Source organism: Shewanella sp. 4t3-1-2LB (assembly GCF_017368415.1).
Lineage (GTDB): Bacteria > Pseudomonadota > Gammaproteobacteria > Enterobacterales > Shewanellaceae > Shewanella > Shewanella fodinae.
This window is the reverse complement of the sequence record NZ_JAFNJD010000011.1, coordinates 24,234-47,227: the sequence shown is the minus strand read 5'-3', so window position 1 is coordinate 47,227 and position 22,994 is coordinate 24,234. Positions and strand designations below refer to the sequence as shown.

22 protein-coding genes are annotated in these 22,994 nt (G+C 49.3%); 9 read left to right on the top strand and 13 right to left on the bottom strand.

From position 1 onward, the window contains the following. Positions 1–11: 11 nt before the first annotated feature. The 7 genes from lysS to J3L11_RS06140 all read right to left on the bottom strand — a co-directional run bounded on the left by lysS (position 12) and on the right by J3L11_RS06140 (position 8,619). Positions 12–1,511 (bottom strand): lysine--tRNA ligase, encoded by a 1,500-nt coding sequence (lysS, locus tag J3L11_RS06170; RefSeq protein ID WP_207570486.1) that lies wholly within the window; start codon positions 1,509–1,511, stop codon positions 12–14. A gap of 17 nt (positions 1,512–1,528) precedes the next feature. Continuing rightward, positions 1,529–2,627 (bottom strand): peptide chain release factor 2 gene (gene prfB / locus J3L11_RS06165; protein ID WP_189618648.1). Its coding sequence is split into 2 segments (ribosomal slippage): positions 1,529–2,551 and positions 2,553–2,627, totalling 1,098 coding nucleotides; the frame shifts between segments, so codons are not numbered across the junction. A gap of 186 nt (positions 2,628–2,813) precedes the next feature. Next, positions 2,814–4,472, bottom strand: coding sequence for a methyl-accepting chemotaxis protein (locus J3L11_RS06160; protein ID WP_207570485.1), 1,659 nt, complete (start codon positions 4,470–4,472; stop codon positions 2,814–2,816). Between the two features lie 88 nt (positions 4,473–4,560). Next, a complete protein-coding gene (gene chrA, locus J3L11_RS06155) occupies positions 4,561–5,700 on the bottom strand; it encodes a chromate efflux transporter (protein ID WP_207570484.1) in 1,140 nt (379 codons plus the stop codon). 77 nt (positions 5,701–5,777) lie between these two features. Continuing rightward, entirely contained in the window at positions 5,778–6,914 is a 1,137-nt protein-coding gene (rlmC, locus tag J3L11_RS06150) for a 23S rRNA (uracil(747)-C(5))-methyltransferase RlmC (RefSeq protein WP_207570483.1), read from the bottom strand. Between the two features lie 85 nt (positions 6,915–6,999). Further along, positions 7,000–8,169 (bottom strand): FAD-dependent oxidoreductase, encoded by a 1,170-nt coding sequence (locus J3L11_RS06145; RefSeq protein WP_207570482.1) that lies wholly within the window; start codon positions 8,167–8,169, stop codon positions 7,000–7,002. A gap of 6 nt (positions 8,170–8,175) precedes the next feature. After that, positions 8,176–8,619 (bottom strand): MarR family transcriptional regulator, encoded by a 444-nt coding sequence (locus J3L11_RS06140; protein ID WP_242695115.1) that lies wholly within the window; start codon positions 8,617–8,619, stop codon positions 8,176–8,178. Between the two features lie 356 nt (positions 8,620–8,975). Between J3L11_RS06140 and J3L11_RS06135 the strand changes: the two genes are divergently transcribed. Continuing rightward, positions 8,976–9,401 (top strand): hypothetical protein, encoded by a 426-nt coding sequence (locus J3L11_RS06135; protein ID WP_207570480.1) that lies wholly within the window; start codon positions 8,976–8,978, stop codon positions 9,399–9,401. A 5-nt stretch (positions 9,402–9,406) separates the two neighbouring features. On the opposite strand, the gene J3L11_RS06130 is transcribed toward J3L11_RS06135, so the two are convergent. Continuing rightward, positions 9,407–11,299: a methyl-accepting chemotaxis protein gene (locus J3L11_RS06130; RefSeq protein ID WP_207570479.1), complete on the bottom strand. Its 1,893-nt coding sequence runs from the start codon at positions 11,297–11,299 to the stop codon at positions 9,407–9,409. A gap of 261 nt (positions 11,300–11,560) precedes the next feature. Here J3L11_RS06130 and J3L11_RS06125 point away from each other — a divergent pair, with 261 nt between their 5' ends. Further along, positions 11,561–12,967, top strand: coding sequence for a cytochrome C biosynthesis protein (locus tag J3L11_RS06125; RefSeq protein WP_207570478.1), 1,407 nt, complete (start codon positions 11,561–11,563; stop codon positions 12,965–12,967). A gap of 101 nt (positions 12,968–13,068) precedes the next feature. Next, complete coding sequence (locus J3L11_RS06120; RefSeq protein WP_133037794.1) at positions 13,069–13,272, top strand: cytoplasmic protein; 204 nt, start codon at positions 13,069–13,071, stop codon at positions 13,270–13,272. A 62-nt stretch (positions 13,273–13,334) separates the two neighbouring features. Here J3L11_RS06120 and ahpF read toward each other — a convergent pair whose 3' ends face one another. The 3 genes from ahpF to J3L11_RS06105 all read right to left on the bottom strand — a co-directional run bounded on the left by ahpF (position 13,335) and on the right by J3L11_RS06105 (position 16,431). Then, positions 13,335–14,897, bottom strand: coding sequence for an alkyl hydroperoxide reductase subunit F (gene ahpF / locus J3L11_RS06115; protein WP_207570477.1), 1,563 nt, complete (start codon positions 14,895–14,897; stop codon positions 13,335–13,337). A gap of 83 nt (positions 14,898–14,980) precedes the next feature. Further along, complete coding sequence (ahpC, locus tag J3L11_RS06110) at positions 14,981–15,547, bottom strand: alkyl hydroperoxide reductase subunit C (protein ID WP_133037796.1); 567 nt, start codon at positions 15,545–15,547, stop codon at positions 14,981–14,983. Positions 15,548–15,681: 134 nt separating this feature from the next. Beyond that, a complete protein-coding gene (locus tag J3L11_RS06105) occupies positions 15,682–16,431 on the bottom strand; it encodes a fused MFS/spermidine synthase (protein ID WP_133037797.1) in 750 nt (249 codons plus the stop codon). Between the two features lie 99 nt (positions 16,432–16,530). Here J3L11_RS06105 and J3L11_RS06100 point away from each other — a divergent pair, with 99 nt between their 5' ends. Continuing rightward, positions 16,531–17,076 (top strand): mechanosensitive ion channel family protein, encoded by a 546-nt coding sequence (locus tag J3L11_RS06100; protein ID WP_133037977.1) that lies wholly within the window; start codon positions 16,531–16,533, stop codon positions 17,074–17,076. A gap of 27 nt (positions 17,077–17,103) precedes the next feature. Here the strand turns inward: J3L11_RS06100 and J3L11_RS06095 are convergent, their stop codons facing one another. Beyond that, on the bottom strand, positions 17,104–18,099 hold the full coding sequence (locus tag J3L11_RS06095; protein ID WP_207570476.1) for a 2-hydroxyacid dehydrogenase: 996 nt from the start codon (positions 18,097–18,099) through the stop codon (positions 17,104–17,106). 167 nt (positions 18,100–18,266) lie between these two features. Then, entirely contained in the window at positions 18,267–20,057 is a 1,791-nt protein-coding gene (locus J3L11_RS06090) for a flavocytochrome c (protein ID WP_207570475.1), read from the bottom strand. 339 nt (positions 20,058–20,396) lie between these two features. Between J3L11_RS06090 and J3L11_RS06085 the strand changes: the two genes are divergently transcribed. The 5 genes from J3L11_RS06085 (at position 20,397) to asnC (ending at position 22,990) form a co-directional block, all read left to right on the top strand. Continuing rightward, positions 20,397–20,810 (top strand): hypothetical protein, encoded by a 414-nt coding sequence (locus J3L11_RS06085; protein WP_207570474.1) that lies wholly within the window; start codon positions 20,397–20,399, stop codon positions 20,808–20,810. After that, positions 20,807–21,337 (top strand): class I SAM-dependent methyltransferase, encoded by a 531-nt coding sequence (locus J3L11_RS06080; protein WP_133037801.1) that lies wholly within the window; start codon positions 20,807–20,809, stop codon positions 21,335–21,337. The genes J3L11_RS06085 and J3L11_RS06080 overlap by 4 nt, the downstream gene beginning before the upstream one ends. A gap of 18 nt (positions 21,338–21,355) precedes the next feature. Beyond that, positions 21,356–21,649 carry a hypothetical protein gene (locus J3L11_RS06075; protein ID WP_133037802.1) on the top strand — a complete coding sequence of 98 codons (294 nt, stop codon included), beginning with the start codon at positions 21,356–21,358 and terminating at the stop codon, positions 21,647–21,649. Between the two features lie 63 nt (positions 21,650–21,712). Further along, positions 21,713–22,414: a bifunctional tRNA pseudouridine(32) synthase/23S rRNA pseudouridine(746) synthase RluA gene (gene rluA / locus J3L11_RS06070; protein WP_278250716.1), complete on the top strand. Its 702-nt coding sequence runs from the start codon at positions 21,713–21,715 to the stop codon at positions 22,412–22,414. A gap of 114 nt (positions 22,415–22,528) precedes the next feature. Beyond that, a complete protein-coding gene (gene asnC / locus J3L11_RS06065) occupies positions 22,529–22,990 on the top strand; it encodes a transcriptional regulator AsnC (protein WP_133037804.1) in 462 nt (153 codons plus the stop codon). Positions 22,991–22,994 lie beyond the last annotated feature (4 nt).

Below are 22,994 nucleotides of genomic sequence, written 5' to 3'. Positions count from 1 at the left end.
TGCCCTTAAAATCAGGCTTCTGGGCGCATGGCCGGGAACAGGATCACATCGCGGATGGTGTGGCTGTTGGTGAACAGCATCACCAGACGGTCGATACCAATCCCCTGACCCGCAGTTGGTGGCAAGCCGTGTTCCAGTGCCCGAATATAGTCACCATCATAGAACATGGCTTCATCGTCACCGGCATCTTTGGCTTCTACCTGCGCTTTAAAACGACTGTCCTGATCTTCAGCATCGTTCAGCTCGCTAAAGCCGTTGGCCACTTCACGACCACCGATGAAAAACTCAAAACGGTCTGTGATGAAATCATTGTCATCACTGCGGCGCGCCAGCGGTGAAATATCGGCTGGATAACCAGTAATAAAGGTTGGCTGCATCAGTTTAGGTTCAGCGGTTTCACCGAAGATCTCTTCCAGCAGTTGCCCACAGCTCCAGAAAGATTCGATTTCCACCCCTACATCTTTTGCCAACTGCCGCATAAAGGCCAAGTCTTTGACGTTTTCATACGTCATCGCTTGAATGGTGGCATTATCTGGATTGTAGTGCTGAATCGCTTCCAGCATACTCATGCGCGCATAGGGGCCACCAAAATCAATGGTATGTTCGCCATAAGCCACTTTGGTGTCACCCAGTAGCTTGCTGGCAATGGATGACAGCATTTCTTCAGTGAAATCCATCAGATCGCGGTAGTCAGCGTACGCCATATAGAATTCCATCATGGTAAATTCTGGGTTATGGCGTGGTGACAAGCCTTCGTTGCGGAAGTTACGGTTGATCTCGAACACGCGCTCAAAACCGCCCACCACCAGACGTTTCAGGTACAGTTCTGGGGCAATACGCAGATACATATCGATATCCAGCGCATTGTGATGGGTGATAAACGGCCGGGCAGATGCACCACCGGGGATCACGTGCATCATTGGCGTTTCCACTTCCATGAACTCTTTGCTTTCCATAAAGCTGCGGATAGCACCCACCACTTTAGAGCGCATTTTGAAGGTGTTACGGGATTCTTCGTTGACGATCAGATCCACATAACGCTGGCGATAGCGGGTTTCCTGATCGGTCAGGCCGTGGAACTTCTCTGGCAGCGGCCGCAGGGCTTTAGTCAGTAACTGGTACTCTTCCATATTGACGAACAAGTCGCCTTTATTGGAACGGTGCAGTTCACCTTTAACGCCGATGATATCGCCGAGATCCAATCCCTGATATTTGTCTTTCAGATCTGCCTGAACCGCTTTATCGGCGTAAACCTGGATGCGACCAGAAACGTCTTGCAGCACCATGAACGGACCACGTTTGGCCATCACCCGACCAGCAATAGCGGTATGAAAACCAAGGGCCGCGATCTCTTCCTTACTCTTATCGCCGAACTGCGCTTCCAGTTCGCCAGCCTTGTGAGTACGGCGGAAAGTGTTGGGGTGACCATTGGCCGGGCCGGTTTCACGATAGTGTTCCAGCTTGGCACGACGCTCTGCAATCAGCTTGTTTTCATCCAGTTGTTCAGTCATTTCAGTTTCTTCTCTACTTACAGCCCGGATTTAAGGCTGGCTTCAATAAATCTGTCTAAATCACCGTCAAGCACCGCTTGGGTGTTACGGGTTTCTACGCCGGTACGCAAATCCTTGATGCGGGAATCATCCAGCACATAGGAACGGATCTGGCTGCCCCAGCCGATATCGGATTTCAGCTCTTCGGCAGCCTGTTTTTCGGCATTTTTCTTTTTCAACTCCAACTCATACAGCTTGGCTTTCAGCTGTTTCATGGCCGTTTCCTTGTTCTTATGCTGGGAACGGTCATTCTGACACTGAGTCACGGTATTAGTGGGAATGTGGGTGATACGCACCGCGGATTCAGTACGGTTTACATGCTGACCACCAGCGCCAGAGGCACGGTACACGTCAATACGCAGATCGGCCGGATTAATATCAATATCAATCGAGTCGTCAATTTCTGGGTAGACAAACACCGAACAGAACGAGGTATGACGGCGGCCACCTGAGTCGAATGGTGACTTACGCACCAACCGATGCACCCCGGTCTCGGTACGCAACCAACCGTATGCATATTCACCGCTGAACTTGATAGTCGCACTCTTAATACCGGCGACTTCACCGTCCGAGACTTCAATCAGTTCTGGACTGAATTGGTGTTCTTCCCCCCAACGCAAGTACATACGCAACACCATTTCGGCCCAGTCCTGTGCTTCGGTACCACCGGAGCCAGACTGAATATCCAGGTAACAATCGGAAGCATCACTATCACCAGAAAACATCCGGCGAAACTCCAGCTCTGCCAGTTCCTTTTCCAGTTTTTCCAGCTCATGACCAGTCTCGTTGAAGGTGTCTTCATCATCTTCTTCAACCGCCAGTGCCAGCAGTTCTCCCACATCGTCAAGGCCCTGATCCAGATCATCGATAGTTTCGACCACCTTTTCGAGGGACACACGCTCTTTACCCAAGGTCTGTGCCCGTTCCGGGTCATTCCAGACATCGGCGCTTTCCAACTCGCGGACGACTTCTTCTAGACGCTCTTTCTTGGCGTCATAGTCAAAGATACCCCCTAAGGAGATCGGTGCGTTCCGCTAGTTCCTTGATTTTGTTTTTTACCGGATTGACTTCAAACATGTAGACTCTACTTTACTTAATTTGAACGTTAACACTGTATGCAAGCCGCGCATTTTAACCCAAGCGTCCGCTGAAACCTATCACGACAATCCAGATTGCCAAAAAAAATCCCACTATTTAGCTGGGACATGCTCATTAAGGTAACAAAACAGCGCCCGCAGGCGCTGTAATTTACTAAAGTATCACTCAGACACGGAACTGCCCCACTAATTTACCTAAGCGCTCACCGCTGCCAGAAACCCGTTCACTCATGAGCGCGGCTTCCTCGCTGGACTGTGTCAGCTCTGAGACGATCTCCTGGATCTTATAAATATTGTGGTTGATCTCTTCGGTCACCGAACTTTGCTCAGTGGCGGCGGTAGCAATCTGCGTGGTCATATCATTAATGGCGGTGACAGAGGACGTAACCGCCCCCAGACTTTCAGAAATTAACCGTGAAGACTCAACGCTACGTTTACAGTTCTGCTGGCTTTGCTCCATGGCTGTTACCGCCTGCCCGACCAGCGTATGCAATTCACTGAGCATTTCGTTGATTTCCAACGTGCTCGCTTGGGTACGACTGGCCAAGTTGCGCACTTCATCAGCAACCACCGCAAAGCCCCGGCCTTGTTCGCCTGCGCGCGCGGCTTCAATCGCGGCATTAAGTGCCAGCAGGTTAGTTTGCTCGGCAATACCGCCGATAACCGTCAACACGCTGTTGATTTTCTGCGATTGCTCATTCAGCGCCTGAATATGTGCCGCTGCACTATTGATCTCATTCATCAATGTTGAGACTTCGGTCAGCGAGGTATCAACACAATCCTGAGCTTTGGCGACCTCCGCAGTTGCGTCATGCGTAGCCTCGGCAACCTGATTGGTATTACTGGCGACCTCCTGTGCGGTGGAGGACATTTCGGTAATCGCTGTCACCACCTGATCAGTTTCCTGATTGTGATTAAACAACTGCTTGGCAATCGCTTTACTCTGTCCATGGATATGATGCGCCGCATCATTCAGTTCACGGGTACTGCTAGCAACGTCCTGCATAATGCTTTGCAGCTTACCAACAAACTGATTGAAAGCTTTACCCAAATGGGCAATTTCATCATTGCCAGTCACTTGGAGCCGTTTGGTAAGATCGCCCTCACCTTTGGCAATATCATCTAGATTGCGCAGCATATTAACGATAGGGTTCACCATTCGCCCCGACAGCCAGTAAACCACGATGCCGCTGACCATCACAATCACGGCAATGGCGATAAGCACGATCCAAATCCTGTTGATGATCATGGCTCGCGCGTCATCACGATAAGTGGCTACAGTCGCGTCAATGTCATCAATATACGCCCCGGTGCCAAGGATCCAGTCAGTACCAGGAACGGTGGCGGCGTAGCCAATCTTTTCGACTAAGTCACTGGTACCTGGTTTCTGATAGTAATAGGTCAGAAAACCGTCGCTACTTCTGGCCGCCTTTAACAGACCTTGCACTATTTTGATCCCTTTAGGATCCGTCATATTAATCTGTTCAGTCCCTTCCAGCTTGGGCAGCAACGCATGGAAAATATTTTTCCCCTGACCATTATAAATATAAAAATAGCCAGCCTTACCAAAGCGTACATCCCGCAGCGCAGCGTTCACATCGCCATTGTGTTGCCGCTGGTAATTCACTATTTCATTAGCCACTTCAGTTACATGCACTAATTCTTGGCGGCGCTCATGAATAAGCTTGTCGCGGAATTCCTGCACATTTTCATCCAAGGAAGCAGATTCCATCACATAAGAAAATATGGCGACTGCAATACCACCAAACAATATGGGTAACAGCGCCAACAATAAAACCTTATTGCGTACACCTAAATTCATCACTGCAACATCCACGGTAACAATTGGAGTTTTGAAAGTATAACGTATTAGAAAAACATGCCGTTACTACTTTGGTAAAAAGTTGCTGATTTTACTTAATTAATGTGATCATTATTAGCGCAGCAATGAAACCCAAAATCAGATAGATAATATGTAATTTCCATAACCGCAACAGCAGCATACCAATTAGCACCAAGGCCATTTGCCACGGCTGTTGCACCGCAGAAATAAATACCGGTTGATACAAGGCACTGAGCAGCAATCCAACAACTGCGGCGTTAACACCAGCAACAGCAGCGGCAACCGCTGGACGTTGTTGCAAGGCCTGCCAACCTCTATTAAACGTTAGTACCAGCAAAAAACCGGGGAGGAAGATAGCGATGGTTGCAACTAGCGCCCCCACCAGCGGTTGAGGCTGCCACAACTCTGCTCCGAGAAATGCCGACAAACTGAACATTGGGCCTGGAACCGCCTGCGCCATGGCATAGCCGCTGAGAAAAACATCTGGCTCCATGACACCTGCTACCCGGCTCTGCAACAGCGGCAACACCACATGACCGCCGCCGAAGACCATAGCCCCGGTCTGATAAAAGTCACTGCAGAGTCGCCACAATCCGCTGCCATTAAACGACAGCAACAAGAGTACGCCAAACAGCCATAATGACCACCAACGGATCTTGGCAGGCGAGGGAGTAGTGCTCGCCGTGTCAGCACGCAAAGCGAAGCACCCCAGTAATGCCGCCATAACCAGCACGGCCAACTGCATCAGTGCATAAGGCAACAACAACACAATAGCGGCGGTTGCCAGCGCAATTGCAGCCGTAAGCCGTTGCTGACAATATTGGCGAGCCATGCCGATAACGGCGTCAGCCACCACCACAACCGCCAGTAATTTCAGGCCAGAGATGACCGCAGTCACCAATGGTTGGGTGCTGAATAACTGACCGAAGTGCGCCAGCAGATACATGAGTATGAATGAGGGCAAAGTAAAACCGATAAATGCGGCCAACGCCCCCGACAGCCCACCACGCAGATAACCAAGCGCAAAGCCTACCTGACTAGAACCCGGCCCTGGCAAAAACTGACACAATGCCACCGTTGCAGCATACTGCTGTTCATCCAGCCAATGCAGTTCCTCAACAAAGACCCGTCTAAAATAACCAATGTGTGCCGCCGGGCCGCCAAAACTCACAAGCCCCAGCAATAAAAAACGGATGAAGATCTGCGCCATAACATAACCCCAGAGAATACTTTCCTTATCATAGCGTTGATTACGACAAATGCTGTGGCAGAAAGATGACAGTGGGGTTAGTCAATACGGTTAAGCAACGCCAGTACTTCAAAATGATCGGTATGAGGAAACATGTCAAACAGTTGCACCCGTTGCAAATGGTATCCGTCAATGGCGGCCAAATCCCGCGCTAAGCTCTGGGGATTACAACTGGAATACAAAATATGCGCGGGGGCAAAGGCGCTGAGCTGATGGCATAGCGTTGCGCCGATACCGCGCCGCGGAGGATTAACGATGACCACATCCGGCACATCCAACGCTGCATTGCCTAAGGCAAAGTCGGTAGAATCCAGCGCTTGAAAGCTGACGTTTTCCAGCCCCAAGTGCGCTGCCGATAACTGCGCGCAAGCAATCGCCTCGGCCTCAATCTCAATACCAGTGAGACGAGTACTGCTGGTAGCACAGTGCAATCCAAAACCACCCACACCACAAAACAGATCCCAGATTGCCTTGGGTGCTAATGGTTGTAGCCAATCTCTGGCACTTTGATAAAGCGCCGCAGCAACTTGCGGATTGGTCTGAAAAAAGCTCTTGGGACGCATGTACAGCGGAACATCATTAAACACTTCTCGCAGTCGCGGCTCACCAGCGAGCCAGAACTCCTGCTCGCCTTCCAACCTTGCCATATGCACAGGTTGCAGATTTACCGTCACCACTTTGACAGCCTGGAACTCCTGTAACAATGCGGGCAACTGCTGTTCGATGCGGGGAATCGCTTCCGTCGAACGCAGCACAAACCGCAGCATAAACTCACCACTAACTTGCGCTCGCGTTAGCAGAATATATTTCAGTTCACCTTTGGCCTTATCGACCCGGTAAGGTGGAACTCCGGCTTGCCTGACAAATAATTGCAAGCGCTGCAGCAGTTGCTGCATATCCGCCGGGTACAGCGGACAATCACACAGATTGACCGGTTCCCCATCAGGCCCAGGAATACCCAGCACAGGCTGCTGTGCTGTGCCTAACACCACCATTTTGGCCTTATTACGAAAACCACTATCAGCGCCACTGACAGGTGGCAGCCATTCGGTGACGGTAAAAGACGCCAACAACTGCTGCAATGACGCCTGCTTGCATGCCAGTTGCGTTGATATGGGCTGCTGTATATGGCGACAGGACTGGCAACGTCCTGCTGAAAAATGATGGCAAATCACAATAGATCCCGAAGCGTGAATAATTTTTCGCAGCCCTTGGTTGGGCTGGCAACGCGGCACACTTTAGCGGCTTTAGCGCTAAAAATCATCCCAACAGTAGATTATCCACATCGGCAATCACCCGCCTACCCCCCAGTTGTTGCTCAACCATGGCCAGTGCTTGCTTGGCAGTACTGCGGAAGGTGGTAAGCTTGCCACCGTACAGTGACAGAATATGCGGATGTGAAGGCTGACTCAGCAACTGCACTTCGCGGGTTCTGGCGAAAGCGCTGCCGCTACCGGATGGCAACACCCGCATGCCACTAAAGCTTCCTAGAATGCTGTTTTCAAGTGCACTTATCCCCCCAGCCAGCGGGAAATAATGGCAATAAATGCCGAGCAGATAGTAGGTTTCTTCTTTAGTGAGTTGTGGCTCCGGCGTATCACGGTGGGTTTCGGTGGTGCCCAGCAAGGTTTTACCTTGCCATGGCATGACAAACACCACACGTTCATCAAAACAGGACTCTAGATACAACACGCCTGGCGGTGCAGGCAAATCCAGCAGCAGATGACTCCCTTGTACCCATTCAATGGCCGGTGCAGCCACTGCCGGCTGAACCCGAGATAACAACTCATTGACCCAAGCACCGCTGGTATTGATCAGCATATGGCAATAGACTTCCTGCATAACGCCATGTTGCTGGTATTGCACCAAACACCCCTTGGCGTCATGGTTGATGGCAACGCAATCGCAATCCTGCAAAACCTCTGCCCCCAGCGCCTCAGCACTTGCCACCACCGCTTCTGTCAGGCGTTTATCATCGGTCTGCGCATCCCAATACTGAAACAGATGGGTCATTCCCGCTAATCTCAACCCTGGGAATTGTGTCCATGCTGGCGCGGGTAAGGACTGAAACCGTCCAAGCGGATCTGGCTGGCTTAACATGCCATACAGGCTTAATCCGGCGCGAATCGTCAGCGCACTGCGACGGCTATCGCGGTATACGGGAATATAAAATTTCACTGGATGTACCAGCTTGGGGGCGAGTTGCAGTAACTCTCGGCGCGCCTTGAGCGCTTCGTAAACCAACGGAATTTGTCCGGTTTCCAGATAGCGCAAGCCACCGTGGATCAATTTGCTGGACTGCGAGGAAGTGCCAGCAGCAATACTGCTCTTCTCTAGCAGCATGACAGAATATCCTGCTGCCGCTGCGCGTTGTGCTATACCGGCGCCATTGATCCCGGCACCGATAATCAGCAAGTCCAGCGCTTTCATAGATGACTATTCCGCCAGTTGCGACCAAAGCTGGTCGCATAACTGTTTTAGTTCGGTCAGCTGCGCAGGCGTTAACCCGGTGCGACAAAACATCTGCAGCGGGACACTCATCGCCTGTTCCCGTAACGCCTGCCCCGCTTCAGTCAACGCCAGCTCTCGCATCCGCTCATCCTGTTGGCTGCGCCCACGACAAACCAGACCTTTAAGCTCCAAGCGCTTTAACAATGGGGTCAAGGTACCGGAATCGAGATGTAGCTGCTCACCGAGCAGTTTGACACTGATGCCGTTGCGCTCCCACAGCACCATCATGACCAGATACTGGGGATAAGTGAGCTGCAACTGTTCCAAATAGGGTCGATAAGCGCGCACCATAGCGTTGGCAGCGCTATACAGCGAGAAACATACCTGATCGTCCAAACACAACGGATTTTCTGGCAATGGGCTACTCATATGAATACTCATGAATCCACATCAAATTGCACACAATATACTGGTTTCTAGCGGAAATATCGATCCCCCGCTTGTTAACCAAGGTAATGCTGACGTTTGACAAACTGCAGTGACAACGGATTATTCAAACGGCCTCGGCTGCGGTGCGCAGAGATAACATTGGCGGTCAAAAAACTGACCACTCAGCGGATAGCGACGAGAATCCGACAACCGTCCACAAGTGCCAAAATATTGGCTAATATATTGTTTTTAATAAATATTTACTTATCCCGTTCTGATAGCCAATTGCCTTTAAGCCGTCGATAGAGTAGTTTGCCTATATCCGACAATAATGTTGGTATATCCACAGGGAGGGGATGATGCGTTGTTTGGCACTTGGCACAGTTGTTTGTTGTTTGCTGTCAGGGCCGTTGATGGCCGCATGCTTGGACGCACAGAAACTCGGTCAAATCACTTACGCTAACAACAGCTCGTATTTTTCATCTGCTAGCACCCACGTTCTGGAAAAAATCAAGCAGCAAGCCAGCGATAAACATCAGGGCTATTTGTTGCTGGAGTTCAATCTATTTCCCGGTGATGGCGATAAAAAGCTACAGCAATATAATTTGTGGTTGGCAAACCGCCGTATTGCACGGGTAAAAAACTACCTCTCAGCCGCCAATCTGCCACTGCCAATCATCACCCGTATTCGCACCGCCGCCCCAGAAGAGAAGCGCGATGTGGATGTTCTGTGGTGTCCTAAGCAAACACTGGCCAACGAATACACCACAGACAAGCACTGAGTTGCTTACAATCGGAAACGGCCAACTTCCTGCTGCAGCGACAGCGCTAAATCTGCCAGCATCTGCGCTTTATCGGCGGCAGTTACGGCAGAAGATGACAGATTTTCCGATACTTCCCGGATAGCCTCAGTATTGCGGTTGATTTCACTGGTCACCGATGTTTGTTCTTCCGCAGCGGTCGCTATCTGACTCGCCATTTCAGAAATGCGATTGATGGCATTGGCAATCTGTTCCAGACTGGCACTGGCAGTTTCTGCATCCATAACGCTGGTTTCCGCCATCTGATGACTACCTTGCATCGAGTCTACCGCTTTTGATGCAGTGCGCTGTAAGGCTTCGATCATGGTCTGAATTTCTTGAGTCGAATCGTGGGTACGTTGTGATAATACCCTGACTTCATCGGCCACCACCGCAAATCCACGGCCTTGATCACCCGCGCGCGCCGCTTCGATGGCGGCGTTCAATGCCAACAGGTTGGTTTGTTCGGCGATACCGCTGATCGTCAACAATATGCCGCTAATCTTTTGCGAATGTTCATTCAATTCACCAATAATTTGCCCGGCAGTTGCCACTTCTGTTGCCAGATTACGGATGGACGACTGACTTTTAATGACTTGTTGTTGTCCACTGTTAGTAAGGGTTACGGAATCCTGGGCGGTGTGCGCTGTCAGTTCCGCGTTGCTGGCAATCTCCGCCGTGGCGCTGGACATCTCAGTAACGGCAGTCGCCACCTGGGTTATCTCGTCCTGCTGCACCGAAATGATTTGGCTATTACTATCCGCAGCACCACGTAACTCTTCCGACTGCGCACTCAGGTTTTTGGCGATATCACTCATACGGGTGATCATTTGGTGCAGTCGTAACACAAACTGGTTGAAACCTGTTGCCAGTTGACCAATTTCATCATGCTGATTCTTGGTGGTAATGCGAACGGTAAGATCGCCTTCCCCTTCTGCAATATCCTGCAGGGCTGTTGCCACTTTTTCCAGATCACGGAACTGGATGCGGAACACCACAAAAAGCACTGCAGCGAACACTAGCAGAAATACCAGGCCAGTCCCTATCATGGACCAAGCCAATCTTGTTGCTTCGCTCATGATCGTTTTTTTATCAATAACAAACAGCAGCATCCAGTCGGTATGTGGCAACTCGGCCACATATAACAACTTTTCCGCCCCGTCGTATTTCATCTGCTCCAGCTCATCAGAGTCAGCCCTTTTTTTCAGCCAACTGGTGCTAAAACGGTTATCAACTTGCGCAATATTTTTACCGTTTAGCGCTGCATCAGGGTGACTGATGATCACACCACTGTTTTCCAACAAAATGCCGTAGCCATCACCGGGCAGCTTCAGCTTGCGCACCGAACTGGTGAGCTTGTCTATCGCTAAATTTGCTGCGGCTACACCACGCAGTTGCCCACCCACTTTTACCGGCTCTGCAATCGTCACCACCAGCGTTTTCATGGTGGCACTTTCATAGGGGGCGGTGACAAAAAGCCCGTCGGTTTCCTTAGCGCCCTTGTACCAGGGGCGAATACGCGGGTCATATCCCGCCACAAACAGCGATGGGTCTTGGCGCAACATATCGCCCTGCTCACTGCCGTAATAGGTCAAACCAAAACTCAGAGCTTCGTGGATTTCCAGCAGATAGCGAGTGGGATCTTCGTCAATATGACGAGACAAGGTTGCAGCTAGGCTCTTCACCGCATTCTGGCGGTCATACATCCATTGCCCTTTCTCAGCGGCAAAGGTATTTGACAGTTCTCGAACCTCTCGCTGCGTGCTAGACAATGCACTATTGCGAATGACGTAGGATGACAGGCTGACCATTAACACCAGTATTAACAGAACAGACAACATACTTGCCGCAAGCAAACGGGTTTTCAGGGTGGTTTTCATAACTAGTTATTGTCCGTGATGACCATACAGCTATAAGTCTAGTTAAAACAGTAAGGTATGCGTAACGATATACAGGGTTGATGAAAAAAAAGATCCACAGCTCTTCCGGCATCTCACTTTGACAACTTTTACGATGCCGCTAACAGATTTACCGCTCCAACATTAAGCGGGTGCGATGGCTGTTGTACATTGAATATCGGTAAGTTTTAACCTCATCGGCTAAAACAGATTCTTTTAATTCTTCATACGAGCAGGTTTTATATGTTCAGGACGTTGATGCTCTGCCTACTGCTGAGTTGCGGTCTGGTGCTGAATAACGCAGCTGCTGCTGAAAATACGGTTGAATGGCACAAAGTAGATGCCCAGGGACAGTTGAAAATTCCATTATATTTTGTTTGGTCTAAGACCTGTCCACACTGTAAAGAAGCACACCCTTTTATTGATTCATTGCCCCAGAAATATCCGTGGATTGAACTGCATACCTACATGGTGGGTGACAGTGGCACACAAGAGATGTGGCAACAGCTAGCGGACGCGACCAACACCCAAGCCCGTTCAGTGCCGTTTATGGCAGTTTGCGGCAAAACGGTTATTGGTTATTCCAGTAGAGAAGTGACAGGTGAATTTTTACTGAATCGCCTTAAGAGCTGCTATCTGGAACAGGGTGGCACTTTGACAGCGGAAGAGATGCCTGACACCACTGCAGCTAATGCGCCAGCGGTTACTTCTGAAGCGGAATCCCCCTTTGGCACCTGCGCCAGCGATAGTGGCGATGGCACCTGTGATGCCACAGCGGTTGCGGCATCCGATATACAACCAGTTGAGCTACCGCTATTAGGTGTGGTGACGCCTGACACCATGTCAATGCCGATCCTGACACTGGTGTTGGCAGGCGTTGATGCGTTCAATCCCTGTGCTTTCTTCGTATTGCTCTTTTTATTGTCCATCATGGTCAACGCTAAGAGCCGCCGTCGTATGTTACTGGTAGGCGGCATCTTTGTGTTCTTTTCCGGTTTTATCTATCTGTTGTTTATGAGTGCCTGGCTTAATGTATTTGAACTGCTAGGTGCCAGTGATGGCAGCATGATTATTCTGGTGGCCGGGCTATTGGCGCTGGTGGCTGGCTCCATCAATATTAAGGACTATTTCTTTACTAAGGGTGAAGTTAGCCTGTCCATGTCGGCGGAAAACCGCACCAGCCTGATCAAGCGCATGGGCAAACTGTCCAGCGCTTCCAGTCTAACCACCATGATTATTGGTACAACTGTACTGGCAATTCTTGCCAATGCCTATGAATTGCTGTGTACCGCGGGATTCCCGATGATTTATACCAGTGTGCTGTCGATGCATAACTTCCCCACCATGGAACGCTATATGTATCTAGTGTTCTATAACGTGGTGTATGTCATTCCGTTGATTGCCATTGTGATTGCCTTCAGCATGACGCTTGGCAAACGCAAACTGACCGAGAAAGAAGGCCAGACGCTGAAACTGATGTCTGGGGTGATGATGTTGGGCTTGGGTGGCACACTGGCGGTTGACCCGACCGCTTTACAGAGTGTTACCGTTGCCATCAGTTTGATCCTCGGGGCAGTTGTTGTCACCATCGTCATTGCCACGACCCGCAAAATCCTTGAACGCAGACAAAAGAAGACCCGTGCGCTATAGGTTTGGTGTACAATAGTCACAAACTCGGCAATGCCGGGTTTGTTTAATGAGCTAATCGCCGCTAAAGTAACAACATCGGGTTATCACTCAGGGGGATGTTAATGGCAGGTTCCATTAGTTCGCAGCCCATCGCTGGCGATGTGCAGTTAACAATTGCAGTAAAAGTTGCGCAGTTAGCTAAGCAACAGCAGCAAGCGCAAGGACAAGTGGCACTGCAGTTAATTGAAGCGGCGACACCGCCACAAGCCAATGCTGCCGCAACAACTGACGGGCCGATAGGCAGCATCATCAACACTACAGCCTAATGTTTTACATCCCCATTAATAAAAAACCGGCGTTAGCCGGTTTTTTCGCTGTAGAGAGTCGCTTAGGCAGCTTTTTCGTCACTTGAGTAGCGGATCAGATAATCAAAAGCACTCAAGGCGGCGGTAGCCCCTGTTCCCATTGAGATAATAATCTGCTTGTAAGGTACAGTCGTCGCATCTCCGGCAGCAAAAACACCGGGCATGGAGGTCGCACCTTTGGTGTCAACAATCACTTCACCAAAGCGGGTCAGCTCAATCTCGCTTTCTTTTAGGAAACCAGTGTTAGGTACCAAGCCTATCTGGACAAAAATCCCAGACAATGCCAACTGTTTTTGCTCGCCACTGTGGCGATCCTTGTAAGCCAGCGCGGTGACTTTACTACCATCACCGATAACTTCGGTGGTCTGGGCACTGGTGATAATATCGACATTGCTCAGTGATTTAGCTTTTTTCACCAACACATCATCAGCCCGCAATGTATCGGCAAACTCCAGCACTGTCACGTGTTCCACAATACCGGCCAGATCGATAGCAGCTTCAATGCCTGAGTTACCGCCACCAATCACCGCTACTTTCTTACCTTTGAAAAAAGGGCCATCACAGTGCGGACAATAAGCCACACCCTTGGTGCGATATTCGGCTTCACCAGGTACACCTAATTCACGCCAGCGGGCACCAGTCGCTAAAATCACACTTTTACTGTTCAGTGTCGCGCCACTTTCTAATGCCACGGCAATGTCGTTATCACGGCGGATCTGCGCTGCACGTTGACCCGTAATGATATCCACGCCGTACTCTTTCACGTGCTGCTCCAGTGCAGCAGACAGTTTGGGCCCTTCGGTATAGGGGACGGAGATAAAATTCTCGATACCAACGGTATCCATCACCTGACCACCAAAATGTTCGGCCACCAAACCGGTACGAATGCCTTTACGCGCGGCATAAATTGCCGCAGCGGCACCTGCGGGACCACCGCCCACCACCAGCACATCATAAACCGGTTTGTCATCCAGTGCTGCCGCGTTTTGTGCAGCGGCACCGCTGTCAACTTTGCTGATAATCTCTTCCAGTGTCATCCGGCCCTGACCGAAATGTTCACCATTAAGGAACACGGCGGGAACAGCCATTACCCCGCGTTGATTGACCTCTTCTTGGAACAACGCGCCATCGATCATCACGTGCGTGATATTCGGGTTAAGGCTTGCCATCAGGTTCAACGCCTGTACCACATCGGGACAGTTATGGCACGACAGCGAAATATAGGTTTCGAAATGATATTCACCGGGCAAGTTGCGGATCTGCGTTAACAGTTCTGGCGCGGCCTTGGACGGATGACCTCCTGCCTGTAACAGCGCTAATACCAGCGAGGTAAATTCGTGCCCCATTGGCACCCCGGCAAAATTGACGCGAGGCGATTGTCCTTTAGGTGCCACCGCCATACTTGGCGTACGCGCATTGTTCACCTGCGTCAGCGAGATCTTGTCGGACATTGCCGCCAGTTCCTGTGCCAACGCCAATACTTCGCGAGATTTATCAGTATCATTACTGGACACGCTCAGCTCAATCGGCTGCTTGATATACTGCAGATAGCTGTCCAGTTGTTTTTTCAAATTAGCGTCTAACATGAACGTGTCCTGTGATAAGAAAAAAAAGGAGTTAACAGAGTCCGGCCCGCCGCCGTAACGGACGAGCCGGAAGGGATGCAGTTTTAGATTTTACCTACTAGGTCCAGAGATGGCGCCAGAGTGGCTTCACCTTCACGCCATTTGGCTGGGCACACTTCACCTGGGTGCGCAGCCACATACTGTGCGGCTTTGATCTTCCGTAACAGGTCTTCCGCATCACGACCGATACCTTCAGCGGTGACTTCGATGGCCTGAATAACACCTTCTGGGTCAATGACGAAAGTGGCGCGGTCAGCTAGGCCTTGGCCTTCACGCATCACACCGAAGTTATTGCTGATAGTGCCGGTCTGGTCGCCTACCATGTAGTATTTGATCTTGCCGATAGTTTCGGAACTGTCGTGCCAAGCTTTGTGAGTGAAATGAGTGTCGGTAGACACTGAGTAAACTTCTACACCCAGTTTCTGTAACTGGTCGTAGTGATCGGCCAGATCACCCAGTTCAGTTGGACATACGAAGGTGAAGTCTGCAGGATAGAAGAACACAACAGACCATTTGCCCAGCAAATTCTGTTCGGTAACTTCGACAAATTCACCATTGTGGAATGCGGTGGCGGTAAAAGGCTTAACAGCGGTATTCAGTGACTGAACCATGTGAAAACTCCCATATTTTTGGTTGGATACAGAGGACAACGTTCGTCGCTGTCCTGTTGTTGGGAGTGATAATAGTCAGTGGAGGTGAAATAATAAAACAGATAAAAACTATCGTTATAATCGATTTTACAGAATCAGGTATTTTGCCAACGACCAAATCGGTTCAATGACAGTTGCAGTTCAAATCCCAGTCGTTGCGATAATTCTGCCGCCTGACGTTTCAGTTCGGCCTGCCCGGCCAGCAAGGGTTTGGCAGAAGCAAATACCACCCAATTACCACTGCCAGTAAGACAGGCATATATTTCAGGAAACAACGCCTGCAGTTTGGCTAACAGTGCCGCATCCTTGCTGTGTTCTTTCCAACAGTTAAGCACCAAGATCCCATCAGCTTTCAGTTGCCGCTGGCATTGCTGCAAAAAAACGGTTGATAACGCGCCGGCTGCAATCCCTTGCCCATCAAACAGATCACAAAACAGCATATCCACGCGTTTATGCGATGACTGGGCTAGGTACACCAACGCATCCGCTTCTATTAATGTCAGCTTTTTTGACAACGGCAAGCGGAAATAGCGCTTACAAAAATCAATCACTAAGGGTCTTAGCTCAACTACCGTGATGCGGATAGCCGCGTCAAATTGCCGTAAAGCATGGATGAGAACACCGCCACCAAGTCCCAATACCATGACACTGCGAGGCTCCGTAAATAGCAATGCCAACAGCATCGCTCGCAGATAAGTGTGCCGGGGAATATGGGGAGTGGCTTTCAGCAGTTTACTTTGTTCATCGTGCTCACCAAACGCCAAGATGCGTAGCTCTGCATCTTCCAACACTGTGACCGGCCCCCATTCGTCTTCGGCGTTGACTAACATCCGGTATTCGCTCATTAGTACATCTCCGCCAAGTAGCCTTTAAATATGGGGCACAATGCCGTTAACATGGGAGCCACAGCATACAGGTTAACCTCGCGGGAGTCGAAACGCATGATGACCAATATTTTAATCGTGATTTTATATTTGACTGGCTTTGCGTTTATCCAACGCCGGTTGACAAAAGGTGTACGCGAATATGGCCAACTCAAGCATATCAATACTGCCAGGGTCAGTTTGGTGAGCAAGTTCATCACTATTCTGCTGTTTTTTCTTACATTGTCCTTGATGGCTATCTCGCTGGGTCTGGGGTATCAAGATGTGTCACTGTTTGTATCCTCCGCCTTTGCCGTGTTAGGCGTGGCACTGTTTGCCCAGTGGTCAATTCTCAGCAATCTGACAGCGGGGATCCTGATTTTCTTTGTTTTTCCATACAAGGTTGGCGAACGTATTCGCATTGTTGATGCTGATGAAGACATCAGTGGCATATTGCAGGAAGTCGCGCTGTTCCACCTGCTGATCAAGCGAGACAATGGTGACACCATTACCTATCCCAACAGCTTAGTGCTGCAGCGAGCGGTCTTAAAGCTCAAACCACAGCAAACTCAGGCCGCTGAGTTGATAAAAACACAACAAGTGGAAGAGGAACACCGCCAGGCATAAGGCCTGGCGCGCACGGGCAACATGGGCTCAAAACAGTTCATTGTGGCATTGCTGACCGGCTAACACCTGCTGCACATTCGTAAGTGTAGTCTCGGCAATGTTCTCCAACGCCTCACGAGTCAGAAACGCCTGATGCCCGGTAAAAATCACGTTATGGCACGCGGATAACCGCCGAAACACATCATCTAGGATGACTTCATTGGATTTGTCTTCGAAAAACAGCTCTTTTTCATTTTCATAAACATCCATGCCCAAAGCACCAACTTGCCCAAGTTTCAGTGCTTCCATCGCATCCACGGCGTTAAGCAAACCACCGCGGCTAGTGTTAATCACCATCATGCCGGGTTTCATCTTGGCAAAACTAGCGGCATTCAGTAGATGGTGGTTATCCTTGGTGAGCGGGCAATGTAAGCTGATGATATCGCTTTGGCTAAACATACTGTCCAGATCGGTATAGACAGCGCCTAATTCGACAACAAGGGGGTTTGGATAAGGATCAAATGCGAGCACTTTACAGCCAAAACCAAGCAGAATTCTAATGGTGGCTAAACCAATTTTCCCGGTACCAACAACCCCTACCGTTTTGCCATTCATATTAAAACCTACCAGCCCCTCCAATGAAAAATTGGCATCGCGGGTACGCTGGTAGGCTTTATGAATTTTTCGATTCAGAGTGAGCATAAGTGCCACCGTATGTTCGGCGACAGATTCTGGTGAGTAAGCCGGCACATTGACCACCTTCAGCCCCAAGCGTTTGGCAACCTCAAGATCCACGTTATTAAACCCGGCACAACGCATGGCGATCACCCGTGTGCCACTGGCATACAATTCCGTCAACGTATGTTCACACAAATCATCGTTAACAAAGGCACATATCACTTCAAAACCCAATGCCAGCTTGACTGTCTGCTGGCACAGTCGATAATCAAAAAACTCTATCTTGGCATCCAAGTTCAAGCGTTGATTCATCTCTGAAAAGTGTTGAATGTCGTAACGTTTGGCGCTGAAAAAACCGATCCTCATCTGCCGCTCCCAATCATGGCTGCTCACTGCAGTGTATTGGAAAAATGACGAGCTGTCTTGAGCAAGCGCCCAAGCCTAGAAAAGAAAAGCGGACGCCTGACCGTCCGCTTTTAGGGGTGGCGATGAAATTAACACCGCCGTGTCGTACTCATTACTCGGAGCTTATTTTAGTTCGCTTTGACAAATTTTGCCGCTGAGGCACCCGCAATTCGGCCAAAGGTCACAATGTCAGAGATCGCGTTGCCACCCAAACGGTTAGCTCCGTGAACACCGCCAGTCGCTTCACCTGCGGCAAACAGTCCCTTAATGGTTTTGCCATCTTTATTAAGCACTTCGGCTTGAGTATCAATCTTCACCCCACCCATGCTGTGATGCACTGCTGGCTTAACCTCTATGGCATAGTAGGGAGCAGTGGCCAATTCACGCGGCAGATTAGGACGTTCAAATTGGCTATCTTTACCAGACTTAACAAAGCCGTTGTATGCCACGATCGTTTTTTCCAGTTCCGCAGCAGGCATATTAAGTTGTGTCGCCAGATCCTGAATGGTTTTACCCTCGTTAACGATCCCCAGATGGATATAGTTATCGATTTTCTTCAAACTCTTACGTACTGAATCATCAAAAACTAGAAAAGCACTGGCACCGGTCTGTTGCAAAATAGCTGCAGAAGCCTTATCACGAGTCGTGATTTCGTTAACAAAACGATCGCCTTCACGGTTCACCAGAATCGCACCGTTACCACGAACCGCTTCTGTCACCATCACCCCACCCACGGGTGACCAAGTTGGGTGCGCCTGAATATATTTCAAATCGCGGGTGTCGGCTCCCGCCGCCAATGCAACATCCAATCCGTCACCAGTTGCACCAGGATGGTTAGTCGCAGCAAAACCTTTCAACGCAGGATCGTATTTAGCAACCCGTTCGTTATTTTTGGCAAATCCACCGGTAGCCATAATTACGGCCTTGGCTTTAATCACGTAGTAGCCTGTGTATTTACCTTCAACCAACACGCCGGTGACATTACCGCTAGCATCTTCCAGTACCCGCACTACCCGGCTATTAAACCGCATATCCGCGCCACTTTTTACGGCTGCGGTATACAAAACTTGTGCAACGTGAGCCCCCACACCAGCACCACCGGTAGGACGATGTGAGCGGTTAACACTGGCTCCGCCCATACGGCCAACATCACTCATGTCGGCACCTAAAGAAGTCAGCCAGTCGATAGAATCTGAAGAATCCTCTGCCAGCACTTTAACCAGCGCAGGATCATTGATATTGCGGCCCCCTTTCATGGTGTCATCAATCATGATGGACACTTTGTCTTTAATGCCCAGCTTCGCCTGAAACTTGGTTTCGGCAGCATTCATACCACCAGCGGCCAGCTTAGTATTGCCGCCCGCTAAAGGTTCTTTTTCCAGCAGGATAACTTTAGCGCCATTTTCATGGGCAGATACAGCCGCCGCCAGACCAGCGCCACCTGAACCAACAATCACAACATCAGTCGTGTCACGAGGACCTGCTGCGATAGCCTTATCTTGTGCCTCTTTATTAACGTCGATAGGCACAAATTTACGTTCCCATTTCCCGCCAAATGGCATATCGAAACCAAAGCTGTGGCAGGCATCACAATAGGCGACTGACTTCTCATGGCCTTTGTGGCAACTGGTGCAGGCAATGTCGCCGATCAGGTGAGATTTATGTGGAGAAACTTTCAGTTTCTTTGTGGCATCTTGGGCTGCCATATCATCCAGAGAGCCATGACAGCTAACACATTGTTGATTTTCATGAGTCAAGTTGTCATCAGTTGGACCGCTCTTAGAAACGTGGCAAGTCGCACAGTCGCCCATCTGCTGATGGAAATCTGCCAAAACTTCCGGGGCGGCATATGCCGATCCGACGAGAAAACCAGACAACGCCAGCGCCAGGCTGGTTCGTTTCAAAGTTGCCGAGAACATAAAATGTTCCTCCAAATAATCGCTAACGCAATAATAATAGTCACGCCAAACAGGATTTGTAATTAATTGAACGATATATCGCCATTTGGCATATCTCCCGAAAAAACGATAGCATTTCGGAATAATATGATTATTTAGCTCAATCACAAAAAGGTCAGCAAAATACTTTTGTAAGTAATGTTAACGAGTGTAAATTATGTTTTAAGATTCAATTAATACTGAATCATTTGTAATAATCACCAATCCAGAAAAACATTTATTAATTAAAACTTAAAAGACTCCGATATTTGCTATATGATTAAATTAGTAATTATCAAAATTAATAAAGCAGGATAGCGAATGAGCACCTATGACCCACATTCAGAGCGCTTCTTCCAGATAAAACGTATCACTAAAACTACACTACGAGGGCTGCATGTACTGGGCATTGCTGGCGCTGGAGGCGGTATTTTACTGCAGATACCAGATGCACAATGGCTCAATTATTGGATCATGACAATGATCACTGGTTGCTTATTGATGCTATGGGAAGTCGTACGAGACTGGCGTTGGCTTATTCAGCTGAAAGGCGTACTGACATTACTTAAAATAGCAATATTGATGTGTTTCACAATAGTACCAGAATATAAAGTCGAACTTGTCACGATTATTATTTTGTTATCTGTATTGGTGACCCACGGCCCCTCATCATTAAGACATTACTCAATTATTCATCGCCGTCAAATACATAGTAAGGAAGAAATTAAAGGATGAATACCGCCAATTTAATTACGACATTTTCGTGGGGTAATTATTCACCACTGAACACATTAAAAGTGTTAGATCTTGCCTGCGGCTCTGGACATAACGGCGCATGGTTTGCAGAAAGAGGCGCTGACGTCACCTTTGTTGACCGCAACGCTGAGGCTTTTCCTGCATTACAGGAAGCGTTTCCACACTGCGACCTCTTACAGGCAGATTTGGAATCTGGCGCGCTACCAGCGTTAGGACAATTTGATGTGGTGTTGGTATTTAATTATCTACACCGCCCTTTGATGCCGTGGATTACACAACGACTGGCAGCCGGAGGATTATTATTTTATGAAACCTTCAACCGGGCTCAGGCAGCTTTAGGCAAACCAAGTAATCCTGAGTTTCTGCTACAAGAGGCCGAGTTGCTACACACATTTGCTAAACTGGAAACATTGCATTACTTTGAGGGAAAGCTAATAAATAACAATGCTCAGCCACAGGAAAAAGCACAGCTGATTGCTCGTAATTCTGCTGGGTTCAGTGACTGAGGATATGAAGGATGCCACATGTTTTTTCCTTACCCGGAGCAATACCGGCTAGCACTTCCGCCAATACTTACTGCGTTTATGGTGTGTTGGGCGTTAGTTGGACACGCTATTTTCGGCGATGCCAATCAATTTGCCATCGCCATATTGTTGCTACTGTTCCCATTGATACTCGGGTTGCACGTGTATCTTATCTGGGATGCCGGCGGGCTGAAGCGGCTGGATCAGGCATTCTACGGTTTCGTCCACGGCACACTAGCGTTTGTCGTATGGACTTTTTGTATTATGCATCTCGCAGGTAACGGCTTCGCCTGAGCACAGGTTTAGGTCATAACTCGCGCCTATCCTTGCATCGGTTAAGCCGGGCAGGTACATTTGCTGTCCGTTTTACACAAGACCCACCAGATGAACGATTTTATCTACCAGCCACCACGTCTACCTTGGCTCGATATTCTGTATCAAGATAAGGATATTATGGTGATCAACAAGCCATCAGGGTTGTTATCTGTCCCTGGACGTGAAGCCAAGCACTATGACAGTGCTTTCAGCCGTGTGCTGCAACTGCAACCATTGGCGCAAGTGGTGCACCGATTGGATATGGCGACATCGGGAATTCTGCTACTGGCATTAAGACGCAATGCCGAGCGCGAATTAAAGCGCCAGTTTCAGGAACGCGAAACCCATAAAGTCTACTTTGCGCGGGTTTATGGTCATCTTGAGGGAGAAGGTACTATTGATTTACCACTCATCTGCGACTGGCCGAACCGCCCCCGACAAAAGGTAGACTTTGAGATGGGCAAACCGTCAGTTACCCATTACCAAGTGATCTCTCACGGACAGCAGTCGACACTGGTCAAACTAATGCCAGTGACGGGCCGCTCACATCAACTGCGAGTCCACATGATGGCATTGGGTCATGCTATCCTCGGAGACGGCTTTTACGCAGACTCGCAAGCCAAAGCCCTCGCGCCAAGATTATTGCTACACGCGGCAGAGCTCAGCTTCAAACATCCCTACTCTGGCGAACCCATGCTATTTAAAACGCGAGTCCCGTTTGCAGAAGCCACAGCTGGCCAATAACTCTATCACTATTTCTTTACGGGGTATTTGCCAAAAAACTGCACTGTTGACTGGTAATATGGCAATAAAAAACGTAAATTTGTGCCTGATAAAAAAAACAAAAGGCAAGTGATTGTGGATACATCATTTCAAAGAGACCAACTGGACAACCAGATCCTTGAAGCGCTAATGCAGGATGCTCGAACACCTTTCGCTGAATTGGCCAAACGTTTTAATGTCAGTGCTGGTACCATCCATGTACGGGTAGAGAAAATGAAACAGGCCGGCATTATCACGGGAGCACAGATCACCGTGAATCCCAAAGCTCTGGGATACGATGTGTGTTGCTTTATCGGCATCAATCTTAAGAGTGCGGGTGATTACCCGGCAGCGATATCGAAGCTGAATGCGCTTGAGGAAGTCGTGGAAGCTTATTACACCACTGGCAACTACAGCATTTTTGTCAAAGTGATGTGCCAGTCGATAGAAGCGCTGCAACATGTGCTGATAAATCGCATCCAGTCGATTGACGAGATCCAGTCTACCGAGACACTGATCAGTCTACAAAATCCCATCGTACGTGCGGTAAAACCCTAATGTG

Bases quoted from the DNA above. Each gene is read 5' to 3' on its own strand.
- J3L11_RS06080 (WP_133037801.1), top strand. From the start codon at position 20,807: ATGAATACCGCCAATTTAATTACGACATTTTCGTGGGGTAATTATTCA.
- J3L11_RS06130 (WP_207570479.1), bottom strand. From the start codon at position 11,299: ATGAAAACCACCCTGAAAACCCGTTTGCTTGCGGCAAGTATGTTGTCT.
- J3L11_RS06095 (WP_207570476.1), bottom strand. From the start codon at position 18,099: ATGAGGATCGGTTTTTTCAGCGCCAAACGTTACGACATTCAACACTTT.
- J3L11_RS06120 (WP_133037794.1), top strand. From the start codon at position 13,069: ATGGCAGGTTCCATTAGTTCGCAGCCCATCGCTGGCGATGTGCAGTTA.
- J3L11_RS06100 (WP_133037977.1), top strand. From the start codon at position 16,531: ATGACCAATATTTTAATCGTGATTTTATATTTGACTGGCTTTGCGTTT.
- ahpF (WP_207570477.1), bottom strand. From the start codon at position 14,897: ATGTTAGACGCTAATTTGAAAAAACAACTGGACAGCTATCTGCAGTAT.
- J3L11_RS06105 (WP_133037797.1), bottom strand. From the start codon at position 16,431: ATGAGCGAATACCGGATGTTAGTCAACGCCGAAGACGAATGGGGGCCG.
- chrA (WP_207570484.1), bottom strand. From the start codon at position 5,700: ATGGCGCAGATCTTCATCCGTTTTTTATTGCTGGGGCTTGTGAGTTTT.
- J3L11_RS06085 (WP_207570474.1), top strand. From the start codon at position 20,397: ATGAGCACCTATGACCCACATTCAGAGCGCTTCTTCCAGATAAAACGT.
- J3L11_RS06140 (WP_242695115.1), bottom strand. From the start codon at position 8,619: ATGAGTAGCCCATTGCCAGAAAATCCGTTGTGTTTGGACGATCAGGTA.
- J3L11_RS06135 (WP_207570480.1), top strand. From the start codon at position 8,976: ATGATGCGTTGTTTGGCACTTGGCACAGTTGTTTGTTGTTTGCTGTCA.
- ahpC (WP_133037796.1), bottom strand. From the start codon at position 15,547: ATGGTTCAGTCACTGAATACCGCTGTTAAGCCTTTTACCGCCACCGCA.
- J3L11_RS06075 (WP_133037802.1), top strand. From the start codon at position 21,356: ATGTTTTTTCCTTACCCGGAGCAATACCGGCTAGCACTTCCGCCAATA.
- lysS (WP_207570486.1), bottom strand. From the start codon at position 1,511: ATGACTGAACAACTGGATGAAAACAAGCTGATTGCAGAGCGTCGTGCC.
- J3L11_RS06125 (WP_207570478.1), top strand. From the start codon at position 11,561: ATGTTCAGGACGTTGATGCTCTGCCTACTGCTGAGTTGCGGTCTGGTG.
- J3L11_RS06090 (WP_207570475.1), bottom strand. From the start codon at position 20,057: ATGTTCTCGGCAACTTTGAAACGAACCAGCCTGGCGCTGGCGTTGTCT.
- J3L11_RS06145 (WP_207570482.1), bottom strand. From the start codon at position 8,169: ATGAAAGCGCTGGACTTGCTGATTATCGGTGCCGGGATCAATGGCGCC.